Raw genomic sequence first — 18941 nt, 5'->3', positions numbered from 1 at the left:
TTACGGTTGAAAGCAAAAACCAGCCGAAAATTATGGGGAACGGGTAGAATTGTATTATTTTGGTGTAACCCACCGTAAATTCCCCCTTTCGTACTTCTTTCACCAGGAACTGATATGATATTTGATAACCTTTATGGACTTTTCTCGAACGATATGGGAATCGATTTGGGAACCGCGAACACTCTCGTGCATGTAAAAGGACAAGGGATCGTCCTATCAGAACCTTCGGTCGTGGCAGTCCAAGCCTCTACAGGCCGAGTCCTCGCCGTGGGACAAGAAGCAAAACGAATGCTCGGAAGGACACCTGGGGACATCGTTGCCATCCGCCCCATGAAAGACGGGGTCATCGCCGACTTTGAAACCGTTGAAAAGATGATCCGTTACTTCATCGCCAAAGTCCACAACCGCACTACATTTGTAAAACCACGCATCGTCATCGGAGTTCCTTCGGGAATCACCGAAGTGGAACGACGTGCCGTTCGGGAATCCGCAGAACAAGCGGGAGCCCGCGAAATTTTCCTCATCGAAGAAGCACTTGCCGCCGCCATTGGAGCGAATATCCCCATCCATGAACCAGCAGGGAACATGATTGTGGATATCGGGGGAGGAACCACAGAAATCGCTGTGATCTCTCTTGGTGGTATGGTGATTGCCGAGTCCATCCGCACTGGTGGTGACGAATTCGATGAAGCCATTGTCAAATACCTCCGGAACCAATACAACCTAGTGGTTGGGGAAAGAACAGCAGAAGATATCAAACTCACCATCGGTAACGCCTTTGCCGACAAACGTGTCGACACGATGGAAGTGAAAGGCCGTGATGCGATCTCTGGTCTCCCTCGCACCCTTGAACTGGATTCCAACGAAATCCGTAAAGCTCTCAAAGAACCAACAGACGAAATCTTAGACGGGATCAAATCGGTTCTCGAGCGCACTCCTCCAGAACTGGCAGCCGACATCGTGGAGCGAGGGATCGTTCTCACGGGTGGTGGTTGCCTCCTCCGAGGTCTCGAACACTACCTCACCAAAGAAACAGGGGTACCTGTCTTCCGTGCCGAAAACCCACTCACTTGCGTGGTGCTCGGAACAGGACGTTACTTGGATGAGTTGAAATACATCAAACCAGGGATCAGGTAGGGAACATTTCGCCTTTCGCCTTTCGATACGGCCTTCGGCCTACTCAAGGCTCGGCTTTGTTGGTCGGATGTCGTTTCGGTGGTTGCGTATTTGCTCCATTGCCGTCGTTTCGGTCGTTGAGTAGCGAAGCGTATCGAAACGACGGATATTAAAACCTTCCAATGAGAAACTAAAAAGGAACCAAATTAATGGTTCCTTTTTTTATGGGGGAAGATGTTTATACTGTTGGTGGGCGAGCCCCTTTCGGGTCGGGCTATGCAGGGCTTCGGTCGCCTTGCGACCGCTTCGCGCCCTTACTATCCCTCTCGCGGGAGAGTGAAAGAGATTACTTATTTTTTTCAGAACTCCATTTTTTTGGAATTTAAGCTACATTCCAAACCTTCCTCATCAGAGAGTTATTCCTTTCTCCGAGGTTTCCCATTTTCATCTCTTCGAAAAAAGGCAAGCGAACTTATACGCCTGCCCTTACCCGCGAATCTGAGTACAAATCCCTCTGGAAAAATCACTATGATACATTTATTTTAAGTTATGCGGAAAAATTCGAAACTAAATTCGGAAAGATCCCAATTTGGAAAAAGGCAGAAGCAGAAAAACTTCTCAACTGCGGTAAATTCAATCGCGGCTTTATTTGGAATGAATGCCATGATTGCAAAATTGTACTTGCCGTTCCCTTCTCCTGTAAAAGTAGACTTTGTCTATCTTGCTATCGAAAAAAGCTTTTTGGGTGGTCAATTCATCTATCTAGAATTCTAAACGCCGAACTGCCCCATTACCATATCGTTTTCACCTTACCTGGAAGATTAAATGAACTATTATTTCAAAGACTTGTCAATCCTAGGTTTCTAAATGGCCTTGCGGCAAAGATCTATACAAAACGACTTCGAAATATTAGCAAATCAGATAACAACTACAAACCGGGAATCCTTAGCACTCTTCACCTAGCGGGCAATCACTTGAATTTCAATCCACATGTTCATGCGATTGCAACCAGAGACCTCATAAATTCGGTATCAGGTGAAATCAAACAAATCCTCTATATGCCTTACAAAACAATGCGCTACGACTGGCAAAGGACAGTTTGTAAATACTTACTTCGCAAGAATTACATCAGTAAAGAAGAACATACCCTTTTCATGAAAAGCTACCCAAAAGGTTTCCATGTTTACTTCGAAAAGATCAATATAGCAGAAAGCAATTCGATTTTTCGAATCGCCCAATACATTGCCTTCGGACTCTTTCATAACAGCCAAATTCAGAAAGTTGATTCCAATCAACAAACATTAACATTTCGTTACAAAAGTAATGTGGAATCTATCACCAAAGAAAAGTCGTATCAGAGTTTAACGATGCCGATCGATGAATTTCTCGCGCGTATGCTCTTCTTTCTACCTAACAAGCATGAAAAGTCAGTTCGATATTATGGAATTTACGTGCGACCAGCAAAGAAGATCAGACACGAATCTCTGGATAAGAAATCTTCCTGGGCTGAAGCCATTAAATCTTCGTTTGATGTTAAAGATCCACTCGCCTGTCCAGTTTGTAAAAACGGTATGGAAACGAAGGTTATCTATTCCTTCCATGCATCCAGCAAAGAGAAAGAGCTGAAAAAGAAATACAATTTGATCGATGGCTATTTTTACCAAAAACGAACTAGAGATCCTCCAGAAGCATTCTAGGAAAACCTAGTTTTCACAGACCTTCAATTCGTTCCAACTCATAACCCAAAAAATGCCAAATCCAATGGCTTGGCCTCTTTTTGTCTCATCAAAAATTATGTCTCATTTTCTCGATTTTTTCGCGAAAATATAGTCGCCTTTAAGCCGGCTGGCTTCCTATAATGGGCAATCTGTCACGAAGATTGGGCTTCCCCTCTGGATTTGGGGGCTCAATCTTGGAAAAACCCCTATCTTGTTCCTAAGTGGTCAAGTTATATAAGAATAACAGAAAATTAGAGAAGTAAGAAGGTTGATGAAAATCGCTAAACTCATGCATTGGCAGATAAAAATATCCAAGAATTCTCCTATAATAACATAAAATTAAATAATTACGAATAGTTTCCTAAATTGAACTACCAAATAAGTATCTAATAGGAAAATTTTAGTCAAGATACAAAAACAAAGAATAAAAAAAGAATTAAAATAATTGTTAACAAGGTATGCTAATCGCAAAATGAATCTAGTTTAAAGATACTTCCACATGAAAATGCTAACGGTAATTTTTCACCCTCATTAGCAGAATTCGCAAAAAGCAAACAAGCTTGAAGTTTTTTCTTTTGTTCAGAACAATTAATATGCTCTGTTGACAACGATACGGATACTGAACAACTTAAAACCAAGCATAATAAAAAAAGTATCTTAAATTTCATTACAAACTCCACATTTGCATTCAACAGATATTCCAAATTATTTCATCAAGAAAACACATTTATCAAATCAACTAACAAAATTGTATTAAAAAAAAGTATTATTTTCAATAAATTAAAATTAAGAGGATTCGAAGAATTCTGAGCTATTCCAGCTATATTAGAAAATGTCCTTTTCAAGTTTATCCGTAAAGCAAAAATCCCAAGGAAAGGTCTAAATTCTTTCGTTAAATGGAAAAAGCAAACCTGCATGCCAAAAAGATAATTCAAAACAGACCATCTAACAGGATTAATCATATCAATTAAGGAAAAGTATATGAGAAATTATTTTCCGTCAGTGAAGAAAAAAAACAGAAAGTCAGGATGGATATAGGTCAGGTAGCTATACTAGAAATTTCGAAACAAAGTCAGGTAAAGCTAAATTAAAAATACCAAAATTGAAAGGAATTCAATTCGAGACCCAAAATAAATAAAGGAAAACGTCTGGAAAGCTTTCTTGAAGAAAAACAAACCGAAAGGTATCTTAAAGAAGTATCCGTGGTGTACATTGAAGGTGTCTCTGCACAACTACAGAGCACGAGAGTCCCTTCTGGAACGATCAGTAATCTTAACAAAAAACATTTTCACAAATAGTGGAATGGCTAAAACGCATGATAGAATAAAGTTATCCATTATCAGATAATGGAAGAGTGAAACCCTATCTTATAAGAATTACCCAATAACTCAATGGACAAGAATTCGAACAAACAATCCTTTAGAAAGAAATATAAAAGAAATTCGTCGTCGAACAAGGGTAATTGGAGCCTTCCCTGATGGCGAGTCTGCCCTCATGCTCGTCACTCCAGGATTAAGGCATATTGCTAGTTCTCAATGGGGTAACAAAAAATATCTTGATGTAAGTAAATTGTATAAAATGAATTTTGAAAGCCAATAGTTATTCGCATCCGAGAGTTTTTTTATTATGCAAGAAATTCTGTACACTACCCGTTAACTTTTTAACTATCTTTAAAATTTCCTATACGAGACCGATTGATGAAATTTAAGTTTTAGAATGAAACGATAACGAATTTATTTAAATATTTAATATATTTCAGAAATTATTATTTTCGATAAATTTATATCTAAATCGAGTATTTCGCAAGTATTAGAATATCGGTTTAAATTATTTCCACCACAAATTAATATCTTATTCATTGAAATTAAATCCATAGTATTGTATATTCTTTCCTCAACCATACTTGCAGATTCTACCACTGATGAAGCAACTGAATCATAAATATAGCAACGTTTTTCAATTACAGTTGGCGTGACATTCTCATTCGCTCCACCACAAAAAAGAACTTTTGTTGAAGATAATTTTACCTGAGAATGAATTCCTTTGGGGTCAGGAAACTGACTAGATAAAGCAAATGAATTCAGACCGATATTATAATTTTCAATAGAGCTTAAATAATTTCCCTGTATATTTAGATCATCAGAAATTCCTCCAGCAATTACAATCTTATCACCTGCCAATAAAGTTGAGGTAAAATAACTCCGAGGTGAATTTAGAAGAGGACCATTACTAAAAGTCTTTGCTATTGGATCAAAGATTTCTGTCGTATTTGTATTTTGATTACCAACGGTCCCACCAATTATAAGAACTCGACCATCACTCAATAACTCTGACGAATGTCGACCTCTTGCTAAATTTAAATCGCCTACTAATTCAATTGTGTTTGTTACAGGATCATAAATTTCGGCAGATTTAAGCCAATTTAAATTAGAATCTCGCCCACCAACGATTAGAATCTTTCCATTTTGCAATTTTGTTAATGAATGCCGACTTCTAGTAGAAATCATTTTTGGTCCGGGTTCAAAAGAAAAGGAATTTGCTTTAAAAATTTCAGTATTCGAAGTTGTAGAATTCCCGTGAATTCCACCAGAGATGAAAACATTGCCATCATTAAGTTTAATCATATTATGATTCGAACTTCTAGCAGTCAGCATCTCACCAATTTTTCGAAAATTCCCATTTTCATAAAGTAGACAATTACTATCGCCCCTTATTCGTGTTCCTGTGCCACCACAGATAAGAATTCGTTCATTATCTATAGCAACAGATTTCATTCGATTTATTCCATCACTACTCTCGAGAATTTGATTATACAATAATAAAAGTATGATTCCATCATTTGAGGTTTTGTAATTATTACAATTAATTAGGCAAAGCTGAATAAAAAGAAAAATACAATACAAATTTAATTTTATAGATAACTTTTTCATATCCCTTGCAATCTTAAAATATTTTTACAGTTAGCTTGATCTTTTTTATAGTTTTGGTAACGAACTAAGCATACTAAAATGGAATTATTTAGTACTCTACTTTGATAACCAGGAGTTGATTCATCCTGAGAACTTAAAGCGACTTCTATTGCTTGTAGGCATAAGTCTTCAAAACTTTTATCAGCCTTTTCCATACAATTAGATTCAGTCGCACAATTACTAGAAAATATGATTAAAACTAAAATAATAAATATCTTCATATTAAAAACCTTTTATTCTTCTGGTTTTGGTGGTTTATCTGCAGGACTACAACCTTGAGTACCTGTTAGATTATCATCATCAGCACAAGAAACTCCACCATTTTGAACCTTTTTGGAATTAGAATAATCAATCCAAATATAGAATAATGCCGATGCAGTTTCTGGGTCAATATTTATATCGATGTTTGGCAATGAAACATTATTTCGATTTGAAATATTGGCAACATCTTCAAATCGCTTTCTTGAATCATGTGCCATAATATATAACAACATTCTTCCATTTGCACAATTATCCCCTAATAGTCTTTTGCAAGTTTCACCATCCCTCAGCATTATATTAAGTGTTGTATGTACGGCATATTGGTGTGTATTTTCATATTTATCTGGAGAACCAAATGAGCCAATACCAAAACCACTTTTACCTCTGTTATACCATCTCGAAATCTTTTCTGTACTAAATGCATTTCTTGTCAGCCAACCATGTGCACCATTATTACCTAATGTATTATCAAAACTTCGCTTTAGATTAAATCTCTTACTTCTATTGTTTATTCGATTTCCAACTCCATAACCTAATGCGAACCCTTCCGCTGCAGATAAACCATAACGTTGAGCCGACAATGCACCCATTATGCCCCAAGCAAGTGGTGTGGATATTCTATTTCCACTGCGATCTCTCCATTTTAAAGGATTACCTTCAACATACATCATTCTATTCATACCCTGATCTTTATCGGGAAAAACCATTCCATCATTGGATACAAATCGGGCTATATTTGAATCATAATACCGAGACTTGTAGTAGTATAAACCACTTTCCTGGTCTTCTTCTTGCCCTGTATATTTGAATTTAGTAATGTCTGGACCATAAGAGTCAGTTCTAAGAATTTCTCCATATGGTTTGTATGTAATATGACTTTTACCGCCCCTTTCACCACCAGCAAGAACATTGCCATTCCCATCGGTGATCATCGTAATACTTCCCAAATGATCTGGGTGGAAAAAGTACATCCCAGTAACTCTCGCATTCCCTGTAGAAGAACCGCCGCCCCCACCACCTTGACCAGGAGGCTCATCACCTACTGATTGCGTATCGCTAGGTATATTCCCAAGTCCTAGCATCCAAATCGGTGTTCCAGATTCGCCCTCCGCACCTCCGAGCAATAATGGGAAACATCCTGCTGTAGTGGTAAAAGTAAAGAGGACTACAAATAATGCAGTTCCATAACGAGGAATTTGTCTATCTATTCGGTATATCAAATTAGGTAGAATAGAAATTCCAAATAAGTCAAAGGATTGATTTTTAGTATTTGTTTCTTCCCTTTGGTCTTTTGTTTTGTATACCACCCAGAATAGAAATCCAAGTAATACTAGCCATGGTAATACTCTGTGCCCTTTTCCGATCTTTCCATCCTTATAAATATTCATATCTTCAAGGAATGTATTCAAGACAAAGCCAACTTTGTTTTTCCAGTAAGTTTCACAATCTATATTTACATCTTTACAAAATGGATTCACTAACCATTCGTTAGAAGCCATCTGATTCAGTAGAATAACATCCCCTCGACTATACTGGGCAACCATATCTTCTTCCGCACCAATCACGTACAACGTATGTTTCTCTTGTACTCCTGGAGATCGATGGATTTCATAATAGTTTCCAAAGCTATACGTCGTAGTATTTGAATTCTGTAAGGATTTTTTAATCCTCATCCCCGAATGGTCATACGTGTATTCGAACTTGTCTCCTCCAATGGTCTCAATTCGTTGAAGTTTGTTTTGTGCGTTGTATACAAGTGTGTCACCGTTACGACCAATCATATTCCCCATAGCATCATAGGAATAGCCAACAATCCCTGTATTCGGACTATTCACTCTTGTCACCGCATGAATATGATTTCCGTTATCATAGGAATAAAATATAGTCGCCTTTAAGCCGGCTGGCTTCCTATAATGGGCAATCTGTCACGAAGATTGGGCTTCCCCTCTGGATTTGGGGGCTCAATCTTGGAAAAACCCCTATCTTGTTCCTAAGTGGTCAAGTTTCCAAAGTCCTACCAAACTTCTAGTTTGGATCAGAATTTTTATGGGATCACTTCAAGTGTGGACTTAGTTCCTACCTTGTTGGATTATTTTGAAATTCCACTGCCTTCCGAATACCCAGGCAAATCCTTGTTAGCTGTTATGAACGAGGGAGATTGGAAAGAGGATCGATTTGTATATTCTGAAACAGGGATTTGGTTTTCCGACGTTGGGGATCATTTTTTCCAAAAACAAAGAATCCCTTATCCGAATATTTTATCACTCCACCAAGTGGTTCCCGAAGAAGACTACCAAATTATGATCACAGATCCAATTTATCGGGAAACGATTGCCTTCTCCAAACACAGGAGCATTCAAAATTCCAAGTACAAACTCATTTATATCCCCACCCGTGAGGGAGTGAAGTTTGAGCTGTATGACAGGATCAAAGATCCATACAACAAAAACAATTTATATCCAAATCATCCAATGGCTTCCAAAATGAGAGAAGCCTTGTACCAAACTGTAGTGAGGTGGGAAAATGCCTCCCTTGCAGGTGAATATTTAATCCCGAGTTCTTTATCAGACATAAATATAGTCGCCTTTAAGCCGGCTGGCTTCCTATAATGGGCAATCTGTCACGAAGATTGGGCTTCCCCTCTGGATTTGGGGGCTCAATCTTGGAAAAACCCCTATCTTGTTCCTAAGTGGTAAATATAGTCGCCTTTAAGCCGGCTGGCTTCCTATAATGGGCAATCTGTCACGAAGATTGGGCTTCCCCTCTGGATTTGGGGGCTCAATCTTGGAAAAACCCCTATCTTGTTCCTAAGTGGTAGTGGTTGACGGATGCGGGTTACCCCGCAAAGCTGGCCACAGACGCGTCCATTCCCGCTGCGACCTCGCAGCCTAAAGCCTCGGGCTGCCACAGCGGCGGTGCGGGGGGCTGTGGTTGCCGATGACGGCCACGGTATTTGATTCCGGGTCGACCGGCTGGGCGCGTCCGCGCCCGCACCTTTTGCTGGCAACTTTGAAGGAGCAACGCCATGGATCAGCCTGACAACGACTCCCATGCGCCATCGTTCTGGCGCCGCCCAGCCGGCATGGCGCTGGCAACGGCTGCCGTGATCGCTGGTTTTTATCTGCTGCGAGAGCACTGGGGCCATGTTCTGGGTTATTGGCCCTACCTGCTGCTCCTCGCCTGTCCGCTAATGCACCTGATGCACGGCCACGGCGGCCATGGTGGGCACGGCAACCATGCGCAGCCGCCACGGCGCACCAACAACGACAAGGAATAAGCAATGGACATGCATGCACACCACCATCACGGCAGTCACCCCCCTGCCGAGCCAGCCTCGCCAAAGGATCTAAAGGATCCGGTGTGCGGCATGACCGTTACGGAGCAGTCTGAACACAAATTGACGCACGAAGGGCTGCCCTACTATTTCTGTAGCGCCAAGTGCCAAGGCAAGTTCGCAGCGAACCCACTGCAATACCTTGTATCTACTGCACCCGAGGACACCGCGCCAGAGCCGGCCGGCACCATCTACACCTGCCCTATGCACCCCGAGGTGCGGCAGGATCATCCTGGAATCTGTCCCAAGTGCGGCATGACATTGGAGCCAATCATTCCTCTGGACGAGGAAGACAACCATGAGTTAAAGGATTTTCAGCATCGCTTCTGGTGGACACTGCCATTCACAGTCATCGTTACTGTTCTTGCAATGTTCGGCCATCGTCTCGGGTGGTTTGACATGAACGTTCAAACCTGGGTCGAACTGGCGCTGTCCTTACCCGTCGTGTTGTGGACGGGTTGGCCCTTCTTCGAACGCGGTTGGCAGTCTCTTGTCCATCGCAGCCCCAACATGTGGACATTGATTGGCCTGGGTACTGGCGCGGCCTTTCTCTACAGCCTCGTGGCTACCGTGGCGCCGGGCGTGTTCCCGGATTCATTCATTTCCATGGGTCGCGTGGCTGTTTACTATGAGGCGGCAGTGGTCATCATCTCGCTGACCATGCTGGGCCAGATCATCGAGTTGAAGGCCCGTTCGCAAACTTCTGCGGCGATCAAGGCGCTGCTCGGTTTGGCACCAAAGACCGCTCGCCGCATCAATGCGGATGGCAGCGAAGAGGACGTGCCGCTGAACCATGTTCACGTCGGGGATCTGCTGCGCATTCGTCCCGGCGAGAAAGTGCCGGTCGACGGCGTTGTGACCGAAGGCAGCAGTGCGGTCGATGAATCCATGCTTACTGGCGAGCCTGTGCCGGTGACCAAACGGCTTGGTGACAATGTGATTGGCGCCACGATGAACACCAGTGGCGCCTTGGTGATGCGCTCCGAAAAAGTCGGTGCGGCCACCATGCTGTCGCAGATTGTTCAGATGGTGGCCAATGCCCAGCGCTCGAAGGCGCCCATGCAGCGCATGGCGGATGTGGTGGCAGGCAAATTTGTGGTCGTGGTGGTGCTCATCGCCATTGCCACCTTCTTTGTCTGGGGTTGGTTCGGTCCGGAACCTAGCTGGGTGTTTGGCTTGATCAACGCAGTGGCCGTGCTGATCATCGCTTGCCCCTGTGCGCTGGGGCTGGCCACGCCGATGTCGGTGATGGTGGCCACAGGGCGTGCCGCGACACAGGGGGTGCTGTTCCGCGATGCTGGCGCCATCGAGAAAATGCGCGAGGTGGACACGCTGATAGTGGACAAGACAGGAACTTTGACCGAAGGTAAGCCCGCTTTCGACACCGCAGTTGCCGCACCCGGCTATACAGCGGACGAAGTACTGCGCCTTGCGGCCAGTTTGGACCAAGGCAGCGAGCATCCTTTGGCAGAGGCCATCGTCAGCGCAGCACGCGCCAAGGGCCTGGAACTGATCAAGCCGCTAGATTTCGAATCCGGCAGCGGCATTGGCGTGCGCGGCATCGTCGATGGGAAGCATCTGGTGCTGGGCAACACCGCATTGATGCAGCAGGAGGGCGTGGCCACTGATGCGCTCAAGGTAGATGGCGAGCGTCTGCGCAGTGAAGGCGCCAGCGTGATGCATCTGGCCGTGGACAGACAACTGGCTGGCATCCTGGCCGTGACCGATCCCATCAAGGCCACCACCTTGGAAGCCATTAAGACTTTGCACGCCAGCGGTTTGCGCATCGTGATGGCAACTGGCGATGGTCTGACCACCGCCAAGGCCGTGAGTGCAAAACTGGGCATCGACGAGGTGCATGGCGAAGTCAAGCCCGCAGACAAGCTGGCGCTCGTGGAACGGCTCCAGAAAGAGGGCCACATTGTCGCCATGGCCGGCGATGGCATCAACGATGCGCCTGCGTTGGCAAAGGCCGATGTCGGCGTGGCCATGGGCACGGGGACCGATGTGGCCATGAACAGCGGCCAGATCACGCTGGTCAAAGGCGATTTGCGCGGCATCACAGCCGCACGCGACATCTCTATCGACACCGTCCGAAACATGCGCCAGAACCTCCTGTTCGCATTCGTTTACAACGGCATTGGGGTGCCGATTGCGGCAGGCGTGCTGTACCCATTCACTGGGTGGTTGTTGTCCCCGCTGATCGCGGCGCTGGCCATGAGTCTGAGCTCGGCCTCGGTGATTTTCAATGCTCTGCGTTTACGGCGCGGAAAAAAATGACCCCGTAGTTCGGAGGAATGATGAAAACCCCCACGTCACCACAAAAGCCTCGGACCTCTCAACGCACCACGGCGGTGGGTAAGGAAGCAGCGGTGCAATGGACGCACCGCCAGGCAAAGGATCTACCACCGACCGTCTTGGATCATTCCGAGGAGTTGTTGAAGCCTGCGCCACAGGATGCGTCTAGTGGCATGAAAAGAGCAGCTGAAGCACCTTCGGCGCAGGACTATTTCGATTACCAGCGCGACTTCTTCGAACGCACCATTCTGTTCTGGGACACGCTTCGCCAGCGCGCGAACAACATGCTGGAGCACGAGCGAGCCGGATTGCCGCCGCTTCTGGACTTAAAATATAGTCGCTTTTAAGCCGGCTGGCTTCCTATAATGGGCAATCTGTCCCGCATAACGGGAAACATTTCTGGATATGGGGACTTGGTCGCGGGAAAACTCTTATTAAATTCCTATGTGGTTGAAATGGATTTCTTAGTTTTTACTTTGCGCGTTATGAACTTGGTTTTCGTCTGTATTGCGAGTTTTTTTGCGTGTTTGGCGGCTTCTTTTAATGCCTTTTCCACGATAACAGAATCACTTATACTATCTTTTTCTTTTTTCATTACTCCACACTTGACTCATTGTAAATCTTTATATTCGACATTTGTCGTTATAGGACCTTCACTTTATATTTTTTAAATATAACATCAGTCGTAAGAAAAAGGAGATCCTCTTCCAATGCTTGTGATGCGAGCAATCGATCAAAGGGATCCTTATGATGAAATGGAAGAGTCATGGAACGGAAGATATGGCTTTTCTGAATAAGTAAATCGTTTGCACCTAATACATCATATCCCTTGGTAATAACTTGCTTTATATCTGATTTAAATTTGAGTTTCTTTATAGAGGCTTTTATTATCATTTCCCAGACGGAAACATCACTTACAAACAGTTCGCTCTCAAAGGACTCAAGAACCTTTCTTATCTTTGGTGGTATCATTGTAGGATTTTCCAAAGCAAAAATAAAGATTTGTGTATCCAGTAAATATTTCAAGATAGACTACTCTTCAAAGAATTTTTGAATGTCAGGCGGTAATGAGGCATTGAAATCTTCTGCCATCCATATTTCGCCCTTGAACATACCTAGATTTCTTTTTTTGGGCTTTTCTCTGAATGGAATTAATTTAGCAACGACCTTTCCTGCTCGGGAAATTAAGATTTCCCTTCCCTCCTCCGTTTCATGCACAAGCTCAGAAAAATGAGTTTTTGCCTCGTGTATATTATACTTTTTTTCCATGAAAGAATTATAGACTTAGTCCTATCATCTAGTCAATCTAATTTATCTCTTTCAAATTCTGATTTTCTTGGGATCCCCGCACCAGGGATTGCAGTGGAAATCCTTTTCACGTAGTGAAAAGATTGGAACGGAAAGCCCGGTCGCTTACGAAACAAAATCGAAATTAGCCTAACGATTGCGAGGTGCCCACCATCACCAAAGAAACAGGGGTTCCTGTCTTCCGTGCCGAAAACCCACTCACTTGTGTGGTGCTCGGAACGGGACGATATTTGGATGAGTTGAAATACATCAAACCTGGGATTCGGTAGGGAACATTTCGCATTTCGATACGGCCTTTGGCCTACTCAATGCTCGGCATTTAGCGAGAGTTAATTGCCACAGTAAGCAAGATGTAAAGCAACTTAAATGCAAAAAGGGAAACGAAAGTTTCCCTTTTTTTATGGGGGAAGATGTTTATACTGTTGGTGGGCGAGCCCCTTTCGGGTCGGGCTATGCAGGGCTTCGGTCGCCAAGCGACCGCTTCGCGCCCTTACTATCCCTCTCGCGGGAGAGTGAAAGAGATTACTTATTTTTTTTCAGAACTCCATTTTTTAAGAGCAACGTCGAATCTATCACTAAAGAAAAATCGTATCAGAGTTTAACGATGCCGATCGATGAATTTCTCGCGCGTATGCTCTTCTTTCTACCTAAGAAGGATGAAAAATCAGTTCGCTATTATGGAATTTACGTGCGACCAGCAAAGAAGATCAGACACCAATATCTGGATAAGAAATCTTCCTGGGCAGAAGCCATCAAATCTTCGTTTGATGTTAAAGATCCACTCGCCTGTCCAGTTTGTAAATTTAACCCTCATTTTTTTCGATTTTTCGCGTAAAATATAGTCGCCTTTAAGCATATTGGATTCCCATAATAGGCAATCTGTCCCTCATAACGGGAACCATTTCTGGATATAGGGATTTGGTTTTAGAAAAACTCTTAGGAAGTTCCTATGTGGTTAAAAATATGCAGAAACATATGTCTGATGGTAACAAATTCAAATTCGTAACAAAATCAGTTCTTCTTATTACCACCGTGGCACTCCTTGCTACAACATTTTGCAAACCTTCCGAATTAAACAACGCTTCGGATCCCAATTCAAAATCATTCTTCGAAAATGCCCTACTATTATGTGCCTTAGGCTACTACCAAGCATGTAATTCTTGTTCACCGGCTCCAGGTCCTTGGGGGAGTTTTGTGGGAACACCAACTACTGGGTTCACTGCAGGCTTTAAAATTCAAACTGACAGAAACTATAATCTTTTCGGTTTCGGTATGACCACCAATGACTTTGGTGCTAGTGGGGTGAATTTCCAAGGAACTCCTGGTTCAACAACCAATATATTTGCTTCAAAGTTTTCAAATTTGGGAACAAAAGAGTGGTTCCGTTACCTTGGCCAACGTTCGGATCGCCCCAACGGTTTGATCCATATAGAAGATGATGGATTGTATGCTTATTTTACAACTCCTACGAGTACGATTCCAGGAGCAATTAGTTCACATACCAATAATGGAAATAATACCGTGATCACAAAGCTTTCAACAGATGGTACTTTCCTTTGGACAAAATACTTGAATGATGGTACAACTGCCGAATCTGCCTTTATCTCCGATATTGTTAATAGTTCGGACAAATCTGGTTTATATATTTTAGGATTTACTCGCTATACATTGGTTAATGCAGGAACGGTAATTGGATCTCCTTCAGGAAACGATTGGTTCATACAAAAAATTAGTTACGACGGAAATACCCAATGGACAAGATATTATGCTTTTGGATCAAATATTGATGACTATCGGCCCAATCGAATTGTGGAAATTCCAAATGGAAACGGTTATTACATTGTTTCACTCGCATATGCTGCGTTATTATTAGCAAATTTCCCGAATCAATTAAATACCTACCCAGGTGCTGTTAGCAGCTTAGTTATGAAACTGGATTCTGATTTCAACTACCAATGGCATCGTTATTTAGGAGGTGGCTCGAATGCAAGCGACAATGTGGCACCTTCTCTAGTTGTCTTTCCGGATCAAACTTTGATTAGTTCGGCCCTTTATACTGATACAACACCAAGTGATGGCCTACAACATCCAGGTACGGGGATTGATTCCACAATTCTTTACCGATTAAATGGTTCCGGAAATCTATTGTTCTCTACATTTGTATACAATCCAGGTGAAAGTGTCACACTTTCGGACGCAAAATTACTTTCTAATAGCAAAGTTTTGATTTCGGGTACGATTTCGAATACATCTGGAATCAGTTCGGAATTGGATCCTGTGACTCTTCGCGAAGACTACAGAATTACAGGGAAAGAAAATTTCAAATCCGCTTCTATCAAACATTGTGATGACTCTTTTAGTAGTATTGGTAGTTCAGATGGTGATATTTCTGATTCCCCAATTCCGTTTGGTTCTGGTACTTCAAATGCTTATTTTTCACGATATAAAAGATAGTTCATTCCTCTTCATTTCTAGTGGGGATTCCTTCTTTTTTTAAAATTCGGAGGGCATTCGTCGAGGTAGAGACTCCCTTCCTTATTTTATAATCAAATTCCATATTTCCATCTACTTCCAGTTCGGTGAAATGGAATTGTTGGGCCCAAGGAATTTCGCTTAATTTTAAATCATGGGTTGTGACAAAAACAATAGCACCCTTTTCTTTTAAGGCAAACAAAAGTTCGCGGGTCGCAATATAACGTTCCTTAGAATTGGTTCCTTTTAAAATTTCATCTAAAAACAAAATCGGAATTTGTTTCTCTGAATCTGCATTTTTTAATATCTCCGCAAGTCTTCTTACTTCTGAATAAATATAGTCGCCTTTAAGCATATTGGATTCCCATAATAGGCAATCTGTCCCTCATAACGGGAACCATTTCTGGATATAGGGATTTGGTTTTAGAAAAACTCTTAGGAAGTTCCTATGTGGTTATTATAATTGTAATATATTGAAATGCGTAATCTTGATCACTCTGGGTTCAATGACTATATTTTCGTGAACCCACAGGTCTTGACCGATTTGCATTAAAACTAATTAAAGTATCGAAATGTAAGAAGCGAGGTGACTCGAAAATGATGATAGATTTGTGCATTCCCATTTAAAAATTTCCAAAAATTTTCTGTAAAATATGCAACTAAATGGTTGCATAAATCGTAGAACCTGAAATTATGCAAGAAAGAGGTTGCATATGGAAACAACAGAAAACACAATCGAGAGAAAAATTGAAATCGATGCACCATTACATAAAATTTGGGATGCACTTACGAATTCTAAACAATTTGGGAAATGGTTTGGCGTAAAATTGGAATCAGAGTTTGTGGAAGGAAATACAACATTAGGTATGAATACATTGAAGGGTTTTGAAATGAAAATGGAATTTCGAATTAAAAAGATCCAACCCCAATCGTATTTTTCGTATTCATGGATTCCCTTTCCCCTCGACCAAAGTTTTGATTACACAAAGGAAGAACCGACTCTTGTAGAATTTTTTTTAGTCGAAAAGGGAGACAAAACTGAATTAAGAGTAAAAGAATCGGGTTTCGATCTAATTACTGCCAGTCGGCGAGCGGAAGCATTTCGTATGCATAGTGGAGGTTGGGATGCACAACTTAAAAACATTGAGAGTTTCGTCTTAAATGCCTAATCATTCAAAAGCACTCACGATGGAAAAAAAGGCAGAGATTTTTGCTGCCTTGGGTGATCCAACTCGTTTGTCTTTGGTTGAAAAACTAACAGACAAAGAGCCTTACTCTATTTCTTCGCTATCGAAAGATGCTGAGATTTCACGGCAAGCAATTACAAAACACCTGACTGTGTTAGAGGATGTAGGTCTAGTTTCAAAACTGAAACAGGGTCGTGAAAGATTGTATGTATTAAATCCAAAACCCATTAAAGCCTTGCAAGAGTATCTAAATATTATTTCCAAAGAGTGGGATAGTTCGCTTTCTCGTCTAAAGATGTTTGTAGAAAACTCAAAATAAATTTCGTTTTCCATTTCTCTATGTGACTGGAAGGGAAAATCGTAATACTAAATTAAGAGCCTTTCTTGAATCCGATTTTTCAGCAAAACTAATTGAAGTAATCTTCGAATCAGTTCTAAATCGTTCATATACGGAAAGTTTGATCGTGTGCCGATACACTATTTCTTTTTTTGAAAATAGAGCACAACCATTCCCACCACCAAACTGATGAACGATCCGAGTAAAATTCCAATTTTAGAATTTGTTAATGAATGGTTAGCGTTTGCGAAAGCTAAACTTGCAACAAATATGGACATTGTAAATCCGATCCCTGCAAAAAACCCGATTCCAATTACCTGACTCCAGCTTGTATGTTCTGGTAATTTCGAAATGCCAAGTTTTACAGCAAAAAAGGAAAATATGAAAATCCCGATCGGTTTTCCAAAGAAGAGTCCACCTATGACACCATACGTTACAGGATGATACAATGAACTAAAAAAGTCACCTTGCATGGTGATCCCTGCATTTGCTAAAGCAAAGATTGGCATAATCACAAAAGTAACCCAAGGTAGAATTGAATGTTCTAAACGAAACAAAGGAGGAAGGATGTATTCACATGCGGTTTCCATTGTGGACACAACGGACTCTTGTTTTGTTGTGAGTAAGATTTGCGAATTCTTTGTTGTATTTGCATTAGAGATTGATTTTTCAAATTCGTTTAGCAAAGATTTTCCTTCTTTTACAAAGAGATGTCCATCAACGAGAGATTTGGATGGTATCGTGAATGCTGCTAGGACTCCAGATACAGTGGCGTGAATGCCTGACTTTAAAAAAGCGATCCATAAAAAGATTCCAAAAATGAAATAAAACCAGGGAGTTCTGATTCCTAATGAATTCCCAAATATCAATGTAATAAATATGAATCCTGCACATACAATCGGAATCATATGAATTGTCTCAGTATAAAAGAGACCGATCACAACAACAGCTCCGATATCATCCACAATCGCTAGTGCGGTTAAAAAGACTTTCAAGGAGACAGGTACTCGAGAACCTAATAAAGCAAGGAAACCTAAGGCGAATGCGATATCCGTTGCCATTGGTATCCCCCAACCATTTCTTAAATCTCCTTCTTGATTAAAAAGATAATATATCAAGGCTGGCACTAACATCCCTCCGATTGCCGCAAAGATCGGAAATGTTGCCTTACGAATATCTGAAAGTTCTCCAACTAAAAATTCTCGTTTGATTTCTAAACCTACAACAAAGAAAAAAATTGCCATTAGAGCATCGTTGATCCAAAGGATGAGTCCTTTGGAAATTACAAAACTTCCAACGGAAAATGTAAGGTTTATGTTTTTAAAATCTTCATAAAAGTTTTGGAAGGGAGAATTCGCCCAAACTAAAGCTATAATCGAAATAAAAAATAGGATCAGACCACCGGTAGCTCCAAATTCTGAAAACCATCGAAAGGAATTTGTTAATTTGTAAATAGCCGCTTCTCTTTTGATCGAAGCGATTTTTCCAATTTTTTCCATTTCATAAGATTCAATCTTTGATGATTCATGTCTAGATTTATCTAAACGATACTATCTAAATATTGAATCATAAAAATGGAATTCTGGAGTTAAAGAGTGTCCTTCTTTTTTACTGCATCATATAGAGGTGCGTTCATTTCTGGATCAATGATGTAAATGATCCTTTGGGTACTAGAAGTTTGTCCTGCAAGGTCAATCACTGCTTTCCGTTTGTCCATACGAATTTCGTTAATATCAAAATCGGCAATGCGATACTTAATCCCTTTCTTAAACAAAGGTTTGATGGTGCATAACCTTTGGATTTTGGGACGAGTTTGGAAGCGATCAACCTCTAAAATTTTACAGATATCAAAATTTAAGCCTCATTTTTTTGTCATTTTTTTTTAGAAAATAGAGTCGCCTGTATTCTGATTGGCCCCTATCCTTCGATAAACGTTAGGTC

At 41.6% G+C, this 18941-nt stretch carries 17 protein-coding genes and 5 pseudogenes; 13 read left to right on the top strand and 9 right to left on the bottom strand.

Features of this window, described 5'->3' with window-relative positions; all coding sequences use genetic code 11:
- The first annotated feature begins 114 nt into the window (after positions 1-114).
- The 4 genes and pseudogenes from LEPBI_RS02170 to LEPBI_RS18835 form a co-directional block, all read left to right on the top strand.
- Positions 115-1137, top strand: a complete 1023-nt coding sequence (locus LEPBI_RS02170; protein ID WP_002972591.1) for a rod shape-determining protein — start codon at positions 115-117, stop codon at positions 1135-1137.
- Positions 1138-1523: 386 nt separating this feature from the next.
- Positions 1524-2813 (top strand): IS91 family transposase, encoded by a 1290-nt coding sequence (locus LEPBI_RS19415; protein ID WP_420804594.1) that lies wholly within the window; start codon positions 1524-1526, stop codon positions 2811-2813.
- Positions 2814-3897: 1084 nt separating this feature from the next.
- Positions 3898-3972: pseudogene (locus LEPBI_RS19410) on the top strand (hypothetical protein); the annotation flags it as partial.
- A 218-nt stretch (positions 3973-4190) separates the two neighbouring features.
- Positions 4191-4433, top strand: a pseudogene (locus LEPBI_RS18835) (transposase); the annotation flags it as partial.
- Between the two features lie 146 nt (positions 4434-4579).
- On the opposite strand, the gene LEPBI_RS02150 reads toward LEPBI_RS18835, so the two are convergent.
- The 3 genes from LEPBI_RS02150 to LEPBI_RS02140 are packed head-to-tail and all read right to left on the bottom strand — an operon-like array spanning position 4580 to position 7899.
- Entirely contained in the window at positions 4580-5764 is a 1185-nt protein-coding gene (locus LEPBI_RS02150) for a Kelch repeat-containing protein (protein WP_012387471.1), read from the bottom strand.
- The gene (locus tag LEPBI_RS02145) at positions 5761-6024 is read right to left on the bottom strand and encodes a hypothetical protein (RefSeq protein ID WP_012387470.1); all 264 of its coding nucleotides are present in this window, start codon (positions 6022-6024) and stop codon (positions 5761-5763) included. The genes LEPBI_RS02150 and LEPBI_RS02145 overlap by 4 nt, the downstream gene beginning before the upstream one ends.
- Before the next feature lie 12 nt (positions 6025-6036).
- Positions 6037-7899 carry an RHS repeat domain-containing protein gene (locus LEPBI_RS02140; RefSeq protein WP_226992859.1) on the bottom strand — a complete coding sequence of 621 codons (1863 nt, stop codon included), beginning with the start codon at positions 7897-7899 and terminating at the stop codon, positions 6037-6039.
- Positions 7900-8058: 159 nt separating this feature from the next.
- On the opposite strand from LEPBI_RS02140, the gene LEPBI_RS02135 reads away from it, so the two are divergent.
- The 4 genes from LEPBI_RS02135 (at position 8059) to LEPBI_RS02120 (ending at position 12043) form a co-directional block, all read left to right on the top strand.
- Positions 8059-8673, top strand: coding sequence for an alkaline phosphatase family protein (locus LEPBI_RS02135; protein ID WP_012387468.1), 615 nt, complete (start codon positions 8059-8061; stop codon positions 8671-8673).
- Positions 8674-9089: 416 nt separating this feature from the next.
- Complete coding sequence (locus LEPBI_RS02130) at positions 9090-9341, top strand: DUF2933 domain-containing protein (RefSeq protein ID WP_012476120.1); 252 nt, start codon at positions 9090-9092, stop codon at positions 9339-9341.
- Positions 9342-9344: 3 nt separating this feature from the next.
- Positions 9345-11678: a heavy metal translocating P-type ATPase gene (locus LEPBI_RS02125; protein ID WP_012476119.1), complete on the top strand. Its 2334-nt coding sequence runs from the start codon at positions 9345-9347 to the stop codon at positions 11676-11678.
- 17 nt (positions 11679-11695) lie between these two features.
- Positions 11696-12043 carry a hypothetical protein gene (locus LEPBI_RS02120; protein ID WP_041769584.1) on the top strand — a complete coding sequence of 116 codons (348 nt, stop codon included), beginning with the start codon at positions 11696-11698 and terminating at the stop codon, positions 12041-12043.
- Between the two features lie 95 nt (positions 12044-12138).
- On the opposite strand, the gene LEPBI_RS19100 is transcribed toward LEPBI_RS02120, so the two are convergent.
- The 3 genes from LEPBI_RS19100 to LEPBI_RS02110 are packed head-to-tail and all read right to left on the bottom strand — an operon-like array spanning position 12139 to position 12965.
- Positions 12139-12291 (bottom strand): hypothetical protein, encoded by a 153-nt coding sequence (locus LEPBI_RS19100; protein ID WP_012387465.1) that lies wholly within the window; start codon positions 12289-12291, stop codon positions 12139-12141.
- A gap of 47 nt (positions 12292-12338) precedes the next feature.
- Positions 12339-12722 carry a type II toxin-antitoxin system VapC family toxin gene (locus LEPBI_RS02115; RefSeq protein ID WP_012387464.1) on the bottom strand — a complete coding sequence of 128 codons (384 nt, stop codon included), beginning with the start codon at positions 12720-12722 and terminating at the stop codon, positions 12339-12341.
- A 6-nt stretch (positions 12723-12728) separates the two neighbouring features.
- Positions 12729-12965, bottom strand: a complete 237-nt coding sequence (locus LEPBI_RS02110) for a type II toxin-antitoxin system Phd/YefM family antitoxin (RefSeq protein WP_012476117.1) — start codon at positions 12963-12965, stop codon at positions 12729-12731.
- A 191-nt stretch (positions 12966-13156) separates the two neighbouring features.
- On the opposite strand from LEPBI_RS02110, the pseudogene LEPBI_RS02105 reads away from it, so the two are divergent.
- The 3 genes and pseudogenes from LEPBI_RS02105 to LEPBI_RS02095 form a co-directional block, all read left to right on the top strand.
- Positions 13157-13273: pseudogene (locus LEPBI_RS02105) on the top strand (rod shape-determining protein); the annotation flags it as partial.
- Positions 13274-13404: 131 nt separating this feature from the next.
- Positions 13405-13839 (top strand): transposase, encoded by a 435-nt coding sequence (locus LEPBI_RS02100; RefSeq protein WP_012387463.1) that lies wholly within the window; start codon positions 13405-13407, stop codon positions 13837-13839.
- 83 nt (positions 13840-13922) lie between these two features.
- Positions 13923-15458 carry a hypothetical protein gene (locus tag LEPBI_RS02095; RefSeq protein WP_012387462.1) on the top strand — a complete coding sequence of 512 codons (1536 nt, stop codon included), beginning with the start codon at positions 13923-13925 and terminating at the stop codon, positions 15456-15458.
- 1 nt (position 15459) lies between these two features.
- Here the strand turns inward: LEPBI_RS02095 and LEPBI_RS02090 are convergent.
- Positions 15460-15816: pseudogene (locus tag LEPBI_RS02090) on the bottom strand (P-loop NTPase family protein); the annotation flags it as partial.
- A 373-nt stretch (positions 15817-16189) separates the two neighbouring features.
- On the opposite strand from LEPBI_RS02090, the gene LEPBI_RS02085 reads away from it, so the two are divergent.
- Positions 16190-16645, top strand: coding sequence for an SRPBCC family protein (locus LEPBI_RS02085; protein ID WP_012387461.1), 456 nt, complete (start codon positions 16190-16192; stop codon positions 16643-16645).
- Entirely contained in the window at positions 16638-16982 is a 345-nt protein-coding gene (locus tag LEPBI_RS02080; RefSeq protein ID WP_012476116.1) for an ArsR/SmtB family transcription factor, read from the top strand. The genes LEPBI_RS02085 and LEPBI_RS02080 overlap by 8 nt, the downstream gene beginning before the upstream one ends.
- Positions 16983-17140: 158 nt before the next feature.
- Here LEPBI_RS02080 and nhaA read toward each other — a convergent pair whose 3' ends face one another.
- Both nhaA and LEPBI_RS19405 read right to left on the bottom strand, forming a co-directional pair.
- Entirely contained in the window at positions 17141-18499 is a 1359-nt protein-coding gene (nhaA, locus tag LEPBI_RS02075; RefSeq protein WP_012387458.1) for a Na+/H+ antiporter NhaA, read from the bottom strand.
- 89 nt (positions 18500-18588) lie between these two features.
- Positions 18589-18855, bottom strand: a pseudogene (locus LEPBI_RS19405) (HD-GYP domain-containing protein); the annotation flags it as partial.
- Positions 18856-18941 lie beyond the last annotated feature (86 nt).

Origin of the sequence: Leptospira biflexa serovar Patoc strain 'Patoc 1 (Paris)' (genome assembly GCF_000017685.1) — a bacterium.
Lineage (GTDB): Bacteria > Spirochaetota > Leptospiria > Leptospirales > Leptospiraceae > Leptospira_A > Leptospira_A biflexa.
This window is presented reverse-complemented; position numbering and strand designations above follow the sequence as displayed.

What these genes read in the sequence shown, in the direction of transcription:
- LEPBI_RS02170 (WP_002972591.1), top strand. Translation starts at nt 115, where the DNA reads ATGATATTTGATAACCTTTATGGACTTTTCTCGAACGATATGGGAATC.
- LEPBI_RS02150 (WP_012387471.1), bottom strand. Translation starts at nt 5,764, where the DNA reads ATGAAAAAGTTATCTATAAAATTAAATTTGTATTGTATTTTTCTTTTT.
- LEPBI_RS02145 (WP_012387470.1), bottom strand. Translation starts at nt 6,024, where the DNA reads ATGAAGATATTTATTATTTTAGTTTTAATCATATTTTCTAGTAATTGT.
- LEPBI_RS02130 (WP_012476120.1), top strand. Translation starts at nt 9,090, where the DNA reads ATGGATCAGCCTGACAACGACTCCCATGCGCCATCGTTCTGGCGCCGC.
- LEPBI_RS02125 (WP_012476119.1), top strand. Translation starts at nt 9,345, where the DNA reads ATGGACATGCATGCACACCACCATCACGGCAGTCACCCCCCTGCCGAG.
- LEPBI_RS02120 (WP_041769584.1), top strand. Translation starts at nt 11,696, where the DNA reads ATGATGAAAACCCCCACGTCACCACAAAAGCCTCGGACCTCTCAACGC.
- LEPBI_RS19100 (WP_012387465.1), bottom strand. Translation starts at nt 12,291, where the DNA reads ATGAAAAAAGAAAAAGATAGTATAAGTGATTCTGTTATCGTGGAAAAG.
- LEPBI_RS02110 (WP_012476117.1), bottom strand. Translation starts at nt 12,965, where the DNA reads ATGGAAAAAAAGTATAATATACACGAGGCAAAAACTCATTTTTCTGAG.
- LEPBI_RS02100 (WP_012387463.1), top strand. Translation starts at nt 13,405, where the DNA reads ATGGGGGAAGATGTTTATACTGTTGGTGGGCGAGCCCCTTTCGGGTCG.
- LEPBI_RS02085 (WP_012387461.1), top strand. Translation starts at nt 16,190, where the DNA reads ATGGAAACAACAGAAAACACAATCGAGAGAAAAATTGAAATCGATGCA.
- LEPBI_RS02080 (WP_012476116.1), top strand. Translation starts at nt 16,638, where the DNA reads ATGCCTAATCATTCAAAAGCACTCACGATGGAAAAAAAGGCAGAGATT.
- nhaA (WP_012387458.1), bottom strand. Translation starts at nt 18,499, where the DNA reads ATGGAAAAAATTGGAAAAATCGCTTCGATCAAAAGAGAAGCGGCTATT.